The sequence below is a fragment of the Frankia sp. CeRuru1 genome, from assembly GCF_977966315.1.
This window is the reverse complement of sequence record NZ_CDWWEW010000267.1, coordinates 1-7,034: the sequence shown is the minus strand read 5'-3', so window position 1 is coordinate 7,034 and position 7,034 is coordinate 1. Positions and strand designations below refer to the sequence as shown.

Annotated in this window: 9 protein-coding genes; 5 read left to right on the top strand and 4 right to left on the bottom strand. The window is 66.8% G+C overall.

The features are described from left to right. Nucleotides 1-930, top strand: a 930-nt coding sequence (locus tag AC08OP_RS17455; protein ID WP_476615165.1) for an IS110 family RNA-guided transposase, incomplete at its 5' end; no start/stop codon positions are given. Nucleotides 931-1,158: 228 nt separating this feature from the next. On the opposite strand, the gene AC08OP_RS17450 is transcribed toward AC08OP_RS17455, so the two are convergent. Further along, entirely contained in the window at nt 1,159-1,425 is a 267-nt protein-coding gene (locus AC08OP_RS17450; RefSeq protein ID WP_476615166.1) for a HepT-like ribonuclease domain-containing protein, read from the bottom strand. Between AC08OP_RS17450 and AC08OP_RS17445 the strand changes: the two genes are divergently transcribed. Then, on the top strand, nt 1,381-1,677 hold the full coding sequence (locus tag AC08OP_RS17445; protein WP_476615167.1) for a hypothetical protein: 297 nt from the start codon (nt 1,381-1,383) through the stop codon (nt 1,675-1,677). The genes AC08OP_RS17450 and AC08OP_RS17445 overlap by 45 nt on opposite strands. On the opposite strand, the gene AC08OP_RS17440 is transcribed toward AC08OP_RS17445, so the two are convergent. Continuing rightward, a complete protein-coding gene (locus AC08OP_RS17440; RefSeq protein WP_476615164.1) occupies nt 1,634-2,023 on the bottom strand; it encodes a DUF4037 domain-containing protein in 390 nt (129 codons plus the stop codon). The two genes, AC08OP_RS17445 and AC08OP_RS17440, sit on opposite strands and share 44 nt — an antisense overlap. Nucleotides 2,024-2,803: 780 nt before the next feature. On the opposite strand from AC08OP_RS17440, the gene AC08OP_RS17435 reads away from it, so the two are divergent. Together AC08OP_RS17435 and AC08OP_RS17430 are read left to right on the top strand one after the other, a co-directional pair. Continuing rightward, a complete protein-coding gene (locus tag AC08OP_RS17435) occupies nt 2,804-4,384 on the top strand; it encodes an AAA family ATPase (protein WP_476615163.1) in 1,581 nt (526 codons plus the stop codon). A gap of 303 nt (nt 4,385-4,687) precedes the next feature. Beyond that, nucleotides 4,688-5,527, top strand: a complete 840-nt coding sequence (locus AC08OP_RS17430) for an IS5 family transposase (protein WP_476615162.1) — start codon at nt 4,688-4,690, stop codon at nt 5,525-5,527. Between the two features lie 36 nt (nt 5,528-5,563). Here AC08OP_RS17430 and AC08OP_RS17425 read toward each other — a convergent pair whose 3' ends face one another. Together AC08OP_RS17425 and AC08OP_RS17420 are read right to left on the bottom strand one after the other, a co-directional pair. Beyond that, nucleotides 5,564-6,076 (bottom strand): GNAT family N-acetyltransferase, encoded by a 513-nt coding sequence (locus AC08OP_RS17425; protein WP_476615161.1) that lies wholly within the window; start codon nt 6,074-6,076, stop codon nt 5,564-5,566. 99 nt (nt 6,077-6,175) lie between these two features. Beyond that, the gene (locus AC08OP_RS17420) at nt 6,176-6,604 is read right to left on the bottom strand and encodes a hypothetical protein (protein ID WP_476615160.1); all 429 of its coding nucleotides are present in this window, start codon (nt 6,602-6,604) and stop codon (nt 6,176-6,178) included. 217 nt (nt 6,605-6,821) lie between these two features. Between AC08OP_RS17420 and AC08OP_RS17415 the strand changes: the two genes are divergently transcribed. After that, nucleotides 6,822-7,034: DUF6444 domain-containing protein (locus AC08OP_RS17415; RefSeq protein WP_476615159.1), on the top strand; the 213-nt coding region annotated here is incomplete at its 3' end.

The window sequence follows — 7,034 nt, the reverse complement described above, 5'->3', positions numbered from 1 at the left end:
GCCTGGATCTCCGATCTCGTCGCGCACGGTCTGGTACGAGCCTCGTTCGTTCCCCCGAAACCCCAGCGGGATCTCCGTGATCTCACCCGGGCCCGGCGGATAGTGGTCGAGGAGAAGACCCGGGAGATCCAGCGGCTGGAGAAGCTGATGCAGGACGCCGGGGTGAAACTCACCAGCGTCGCCTCGAAGCTGCTGGGGGTCTCGGGCCGGGCGATCCTGGAGAAGATGATCGAGGGGGAACAGTCCCTGGAGTATCTGGCCGATCAGGCTCGCGGCCGACTCCGTAGCAAGATTCCGCAGCTGCAGGAGGCGCTCGCGGGCACGTTCCGTTCCGGGCATCACGGGTTCCTCGCCGCGCAGCTGCTGGCACGGATCGACCTGTGCGACGAGCAGATCGATGAGCTCGACCACCGGATTGAGGTGATGATCGCCCCTTTTCGGGAGACGGTCGACCGGATCCGCACGATCACCGGGGTGGGTGAGGTCACCGCGACCGTGCTGCTCGCCGAGGTCGGCCTGGACATGAGCCGGTTCCCCACCGCCGGCCATCTCGCGTCCTGGGCGGGTATCTGCCCGGGGAACAACACCTCGGGAGGGAAACGCCTGTCCGGTCGTACCCGCCACGGCAACAAGTGGTTACGGACCGCGTTGACCGAGGCCGCGCACGCCGCCGCCCGTAGCAAGGACACCTACCTGGCATCCCACCACGCCCAGATCCGTGGTCGCCGTGGTGTTCTGAAAGCCATCGGTGCGACCCGCCACGACATTCTCATCGCCTACTGGCACATCATCGCGAACAACACCGTCTACCAGGACCTCGGTGGAGACTGGCACGCCCGCCGGCGCCGGGACCCCGAACGACGCAGGAAGAACCTCGTCGGCGAACTGGAGAAACTCGGCTACACCGTCACCGTCACACCAGCGGCATAACCGTCCAACCCGGACGGAAAGGAAGGCCCGCAGCCGCTAACCGAACACCGATAAAACCAGCGCTGGAAGCCGGGCTCCCAGCGTCTTCCCTCATGCCCGGAACCAGCCCCTCCGCGGTCCAGTAATTCACTCCTCAGAAGAGTGAGCGCGGCGTTGCGCTTGGCCATCCCGGTTCTCCATACCTATCGAGTTGTGGCGTTGCGCAACCGTAGCAGTGATGTTGTGGCGCTACGGGTGGAGGTGTGATGGTGGAGTGGGGATCGCTCTTGGTTGGAGCGCTGGGAGGTGGCGGCGGAGTGCATACGTCCACCGGTGTGACGAATGCAACACAAGCTGGAGAAGGTGGCCACGCTGGGCGATCCGAGCGGTGAGACCTCGGCGGCCTGAACAGAACGTGTGGCTGCCGGCGTGGATGCGCCACACAATTGACCAGTCGACCTCGAAGTATGTGTGAACGGCGATGTTGCGGAAGCCTGTGACGGACCGCCACGGCACGTCCGGCCAGCGCGCGAAGCTGTCGGTGGCCTGGTCGATCGCGCCGAGGAGATGGCCGAGCGGGCCGTCGGGCCCGTGTCCGAGTCGGGTGAGGAGGGTTCGCAGCTGCGGATCGCTGATCGCATCGGTCGGCGCACGGGTGAGGCGTTCGGCGCCGAGTACGTGGATGTCTCGGGAATGAAAGCGGCGCGGGGCGGGATCGACGGGCTCAGCCAGACCAAGGCGTTCGAGGAGAAAAGCCGATCCGTATGAGGTCGCGGGCCACGCGGGCGGCGAGCACACGCGAGCCGAGGTCGTCGCCGCCGCGGCCACCTGTGCGGCCGATGAACGGTTCTTCCTGGCTGACCCGCAGCCAGCCGGCTGCCAGGACGTAGCGCCAGACGTCGTCGGGGTACCAGGCCAGTGCCCGACGCCGCGTGGTGAGCAGATCGAGCGGGTCGTGCACGCGGGGGCCGAAGTCGTGGTCCGTGGAGACCTCGTCGTCGAAGCCGAGGACCTCGGACCCCTCACCGAGCAACGCGGCAGCGTGGGGCACGCCCACGACCAGCGACCGAACCGCCCGCTCGTAGAACCGTCGAGAAAGATCGCGACCGGGCACGGCTCCGCGATCCTCCTCAAGGCATCCCGTCATGCACCAGGCATCTCATCGTCGAGGTTGCCGAACAGCCGTGCGCGGGACGTGTCAACCATGATCACCACCGAATCGGGGACGTCAGCCAAGGAGACCACGGACATGACGTGCTCCAGGACGAAGGGCGTGGTCCTGCCGCCTGACGTGAACGGCGACTCCCGGCCGGTGCCATCGGCATGCTGGACGGCAGCTGGGACATGATGGCCCCTTCGTCGCTGCCCAAGCCGTCGGTGAACAGGTTGCCATGCGCGTTCTTGCCGCGGCCCCAGCGGCTGCCTGTGGCTACCGCGGGTCCTCCGAAGTCGCCGCCGCTCAGCACCTCGGCGGAACGGACGCGGTTCGCATGATCCCAACATGGTCGTCCGGCCGGGGCTCGAACCAGCTGTCGAGGCCCTGACCAGCACCGTTCCATGGTGTTGAATCTCAAAGCGATAGATCGCGAACCGCGTTCACCGAGGTCGGAGGCGTGATCAGAAAAAGGGTGGACTCTCTGTACCAGCCCGAATCGATCGATCTTGGTTGCTGGCCTTGAAATTACCGTCCGGCCGGTCGCTACCCGGCCCCTGGCCAGGGGCGACGCTGGATGACCGCGCCGACCGGAGTGTCGCCTGACGGATTGAACGAGTGTTCCATTGGTCCGTCCGCGCGATCGCGACCAGTCAGGGAGGAATCACTCGCCGCACAGGTAGATCGTCGATCACGGGTAGGCTGGTCGTGAAGTAGCGAGTCGGGCGGGGAGGAGGACTGGTGAGCCGTCGGTTCAACACGGCTGGGCCGTGCATCCCCGCGGAGCATTACATGATCCCGGCGCTGTCCCGCCTCCCGGAGGCGCCCGGGTTGGTGGATCTCAAGGCCTACTTCGTCGTCCACGCGCCCCGCCAGACGGGGAAGACGACGGCGCTCCGCGCACTCGCGGCCGACCTGACCAGGCAGGGCCGGTACGCCGCGGTGCACGTCTCCTGCGAGACCGGGCGCGCCTGGGGAGACGACATCCGCGCCGCGTCCCGGGCGATTCTCGACCGGCTCCGCTCCAGCGCCGAGGACACCCTGTCTGCGGAGCTGCGGCCCGCGCCGTGGCCGGAGACCTCCGACGGCACCCTGATCGTCGAGGCGCTCGGAGCCTGGGCCCGGATCTGCCCACGTCCGCTCGTCCTGTTCTTCGACGAGATCGACGCCCTTCAGGGCCAGTCGTTGATCAGTGTGCTCAGCCAGGTGCGGGACGGCTACAACGCCCGCTCCACAGCGCCCTTCCCGGCATCGGTCGTGCTGTGTGGTCTCCGCGATGTCCGTGACTACAAGGCGGCGGCCGGTGGTGACCCGTCGCGGCTGGGCACGTCGAGCCCTTTCAACATCAAACTCAAGTCGCTTAGGCTGGGCGACTTCACCGCGGATGAGGTGGCGGAGCTCTACGGTCAGCACACCGCCGCCACCGGCCAGCCGTTCGCGCCGGGCGCCGTCGAGCACGCCTACGAGCTCACGGGCGGCCAGCCGTGGCTGGTCAACGCGCTGGCCCGCGAGGTCGTCGAGGAGATGGCCGTGCCCGCCACAGAGACGATCACACTTGAGCATCTCGAGGCCGCGAAGGAACGGCTCGTCCTTGCGCGCGCCACCTACCTGGACTCGCTGGCCTCCAAGCTAGCCGAACCCCGTGTCCGTGAGATCATCGCTCCGTTGATCGCCGGGGACCCGCTCGTCCTCGACCCGTACGACGACGACGTCAGCTATGTCCGTGATCTCGGCCTCATCGCGCCCGACCCACCAGTACGGGCCGCGAATCCGATCTACCGCGAGGTCATCGTCCGCGTCCTGTCGTCCTCCGTGCAGGAGAGCATCACCACCGATCCCCGCACCTTCGTCCGCCCGGACGGCAGTTTCGATCTTCCACGAGTCCTCGCTGACTTCGCGGTCTGGTGGATCGAGAACGGCGAGTTCCTCACCAGCCGCGGCTACTACGACGAGGCCGCGCCCCAGCTCATTCTCATGGGCTACCTCCAGCGCGCCATCAACGGTACCGGCCAGGTCGAACGCGAATACGCGCTCGGCTCCGGCCGCATTGACCTTCATCTCCGCTGGCCCTACGCACCCCGCGGGGGACCGCGGCAGGTCCAGCGCGAGGGTTTCGAGATCAAGGCCTGGCGCACCGGCAGATCCAACCCGCTCAAGGCCGGGCTCCTACAGCTGGACCGCTATCTCGACCGACTCCAGTTGCCGACCGGCACCCTTGCGATCTTCGACCAGCGCACGAACGCGCCTCCCATCGACGAACGCACCGCGATCATCACCGTGACCAGCCCGGCCGGGCGCTGCATCACCCTCCTCAACGGGTGACCGACGCCCGCGCGCCTTGAGTCCGAACACGACGCGGGGGCCGAGTCGTCCGCGAGGCCTGTGGGGTGTCAGTGGATGTTTACGTAGCCCTGGTGACGATAAGTCACCTTTGCCGTCGGCGGCCTTTACGTATTTCGCGCCGTAGAAGCACGTCCGTGCCCCCGAGGCTACGACCACGGCAGCCGTTGAGCGCGGATATGCGACTCGAGGTCCGTCTGGTTCGACGATGGGACGAAAACTCCCCTCCAGCCACGTTCGGCCAGGCGGGTTTAAGGCCACGCAGACCAGGTAGGAGCGTCTGCCATGAGCCCACGCAAGCCCTACCCCAGCGACCTGTCCGACGCCCGCTGGGACCTGATCGCACCCGCCCTGCAGGCCTGGCGGAAAGCCCGGCTCGACCGCCGACCCACCGGCCAGCCCGCCCGGGTCGACCTCCGCGAGGTGTTCGACGCGATCCTCTATCTCAACCGGACGGGAGTCCCCTGGAAATACCTGCCCCACGACTTCCCGTCGCACAACACCGTCTACTTCTACTACGCCGCCTGGCGGGACGAGGGCATCTTCGCCCGGCTCGGCTACGACCTGACCGGCCTGGCCCGCCTCGCCGACGGCCGCGCGCCCGACCCGACCGCCTGCGTCCTCGACACCCAGAGCGTCAAGACCTCCACCGACGTTCCCCTGACCAGCCAGGGCACGGACGCTGGCAAGAAGATCGTCGGGCGGAAGCGGGGCATCGTCACCGACACCCTCGGCCTGCTGCTCGCCGTGACCGTCACCGCCGCACACCTGTCGGACAACACCCTGGGAATACGCCTGCTCGACCAGGCCAAAAACACCTACCAGACCATCTCGAAAACCTGGGTCGATGCCGGCTTCAAAAAGACCGCGGTCGAACACGGAGCCGCCCACGGCATCGACGTCGAGGTCGTCTCCCGAAACACCGGCACCCCCGGCTTCCAGCTCGTGCAATGGCGCTGGATCGTGGAGCGGACCCTGGGCTGGCTCATGCTCCACCGCCGCCTGGCCCGCGACTACGAGACCCTCCCCGCCAGCTCCGAAGCCATGATCCACATAGCGATGATCGACAACGTGGCCAAGCGCATAACGGGCGAGACCACACCCACCTGGCGAGACCCCCGCTAGGATATAAGCCGTAATCAACCCAAATCAAACATCCACTCAGACGGTGTCGAAGGCTGAGGCGTAGCGGAACACTCCGGGGGTTCGGCCGGTCCAGGTAGTCAGCGTGCGGATCTGGAAGTGCTGGGCCCAGTCGGGGTTGGGCGGGAGCACGCCGAGTGGTTGCGCAAGCTGAAAACCGAATCGCTGGTAGTAAGTGGGGTCGCCGAGCAAGACGGCTGCGGGTGAGTCCAGGGCGTCGGCTGCCGCGAGCACCGCGTGCATCAAGGCGCTGCCGACTCCGCGGTGCTGATGGCTGGGGAGCACGCCCAGGGGGCCGAGCCCCAGCGAGGGGTGCTCATCGATGTGGGCGCGGCTGCCGACCACGTGACCGACGACGTCACCGTCAATCTCGGCCACGAGGGACAGGCCTGCGACGACATCGCCGGCTGCGCGAAGTTCGTCGACGAGCCGTGCTTCGGCGGCAACCGAGCCATCGGCGGTGGCGAAGGCGGCGTTGTGGACGGCGAAGATCGCTCGTTGGTCGACAGACGTCTCTCGTCGTATCAGCACGACGTCAGGATTCTGGTCGACGTATGTCTGGGCAAACGGATTTGTGGAGATCACCTCGTGCGGGCGGGCCGGGCGCACCACCCCAGCCCGATGACCACATCACGCGATCATCACGTGATGGCCGATGCGGCAGAGGTGCCGGCGGGGATCTGTGGCTGTGGCTACGACCGTTTGACCCCGCCTGGAACTCCACCACCTGTCGATGGCGTCGCCGAATGCAAGCAGCTCTAGGCCGATGTCGCTGGCGGTGAAGTAGTTAACCGCCAACCGTGTCACGGCGGGCTCTGTCACGAGGTAGGAGCGGTAGAGCATCCTCGCGGCGTGCACTATCCTCGGCCAGACGTCGGGATCGAGGGCAAGCCGCATCTTCCGGTCGGTCAGGTATCGCGGGTTCCTGTCGGCATCCGGCGGGAACCCGCCCGCTTCGTTGAATACCTCTTTGTTGTAGACCTCGCCCCCGAAGGTGGCCACAATCAAATTGTCGACGAAGGACTCACGTCTCACTTCGGCCGTCTCGGCGTCGGGCATTCCCGTGTGGAGGGGGTCGGGCCTGGCGCCGATGTTGGCCTTGAAGAACCGGAGTTGCCGCGCGATGCCGGATTCCGGCGCCTCGCGTTCCCGTTGCTCAAGAGTAACTGGTCAGCACTCTTGATCGATTGCTGTTGTCGCGGGTCAGGTCGTTTGGGTGCCGATCGCTGTGGGCGTGGGGTGCTCGCGGTGGGTGATTGGTCCGTAGGCTGATGGTGTGTCGCCTGTCGATCAGCCCGCGTCCTCGTATGAGGAACTGGCGGCGCTGGTCGTGGCGCAGGCGGCCCAGATCGCCGAGCTGCGGGCCGCGTTGGAGAAGGCGAACGCCGAGATCACGGGGCTGAACGCCCGGCTGGGGGAGAACTCGCGGAACTCATCGAAGCCGCCGAGCTCGGATGGGCTGGCCAAGCCGGAGCCGAAGTCGCTGCGG

What these genes read in the sequence shown, in the direction of transcription:
- AC08OP_RS17420 (WP_476615160.1), bottom strand. Translation starts at nt 6,604, where the DNA reads ATGCCCGACGCCGAGACGGCCGAAGTGAGACGTGAGTCCTTCGTCGAC.
- AC08OP_RS17430 (WP_476615162.1), top strand. Translation starts at nt 4,688, where the DNA reads ATGAGCCCACGCAAGCCCTACCCCAGCGACCTGTCCGACGCCCGCTGG.